The following is a 1,144-nucleotide window of genomic DNA, read 5'->3' on the forward strand; positions in this document are numbered from 1 at the left end:
GCGCGGGGGCTGCTGCCGTCACCAAGGAAGGGCTGTCCGCCGCCGCTGACGAAATGCGAGCCCTGATGATCAAGGACTCCGCCAAGTTTGCGGGTGTGACTGATGGCACGACGACTTACGACAATCTGTCGGGGGAGAGTGTTGGCGTGCGCGGTGATGGGAAGAAGGTCGGTGGGACGCGCTGGGATCTGGATGGACTTTGTGGGGCCGCCAACGAGCGTTGCAAGGTTTTGCGGGACGCGAACGATCAACCTGTTCTGGACGCAAACGGCAAGACACAACTGGCGCTCAACGACAAGGGACAAGTGCAGTTTGATCCGATTGCAGCCAAGATGACACTAGGCGCATTCCTGGAAACAGATGAGGGGAAGAAGCTCGCGGGAGCTACAGGCGGTATTCAAGGTGTGAAGGGCACGCTGTTCGGGACGCCTTATGAGGCCGGAAGCTGGCAAGACAAGCTCATTGAGTCGTTTGCGGGTACGCACGATCTGATCGGGGGCAAGCTGAGCGGCCTGTATGACGACCAAGGCAATGCTGCGCGCGGGCGAACCGATGCGGAAAAGTTGTTCCACGAAACGTGGACAATGGTAGCGATCCCTATCTCTGCACCGTTTGCCATGTCAGAGCAGTTGCCATCACCTGTATGGGATGCAATCTCAATCTTACTTAAGGCTGCACGATGAGTAACCAAAAATTTGCCGTGTGTATTTTTGTTTCTTCCGCTCTATTGTCTGGCTGTGGTATCGGTGGCTTTTGGATGAATGGTGATCCATCCGCCGGAAAAAACATTAAGCCCTATATCGAGAAATGGGATAAACCAGGCATGACGCCGGACTCACGAGATCAGGACGCCGCTAGTTGCGGTGGCGGAAGCGGAAGCCACGCACCAGGATTCAGCCAAAAGAAAATCAATGAAGAACGACGGCCGGGAGAAAAGGAAAATTCCGCATATGCGCGGCTCTTCTACAACTGGGAGCGTTGCATGATTAAAAAGGGCTATCGCTTTACGGGGGAGTGCTATGACAACGAAATCCAGATTCCGGATGCCGACGCCATCATCGCCGCCGGCAGGCTCACTGTCGAAGGTTCGAAGTCATCATCGACGCGTCCGAGGAAGACCTCGATGCCTTCTACCTGAACCTTC

Annotated in this window: 2 protein-coding genes; both read left to right on the forward strand. The window is 55.3% G+C overall.

Features of this window, described 5'->3' with window-relative positions; all coding sequences use genetic code 11:
• Positions 1–683, forward strand: a 683-nt coding sequence (locus FUT88_RS19660; protein ID WP_222614281.1) for a hypothetical protein, incomplete at its 5' end; no start/stop codon positions are given.
• Positions 680–1,138, forward strand: coding sequence for a hypothetical protein (locus FUT88_RS19665; RefSeq protein ID WP_186829347.1), 459 nt, complete (start codon positions 680–682; stop codon positions 1,136–1,138). The genes FUT88_RS19660 and FUT88_RS19665, both read left to right, overlap by 4 nt.
• Positions 1,139–1,144 lie beyond the last annotated feature (6 nt).

The sequence above is a fragment of the Ralstonia sp. TCR112 genome, from assembly GCF_007997035.1.
Classification (GTDB): Bacteria; Pseudomonadota; Gammaproteobacteria; order Burkholderiales; family Burkholderiaceae; genus Ralstonia; species Ralstonia edaphi.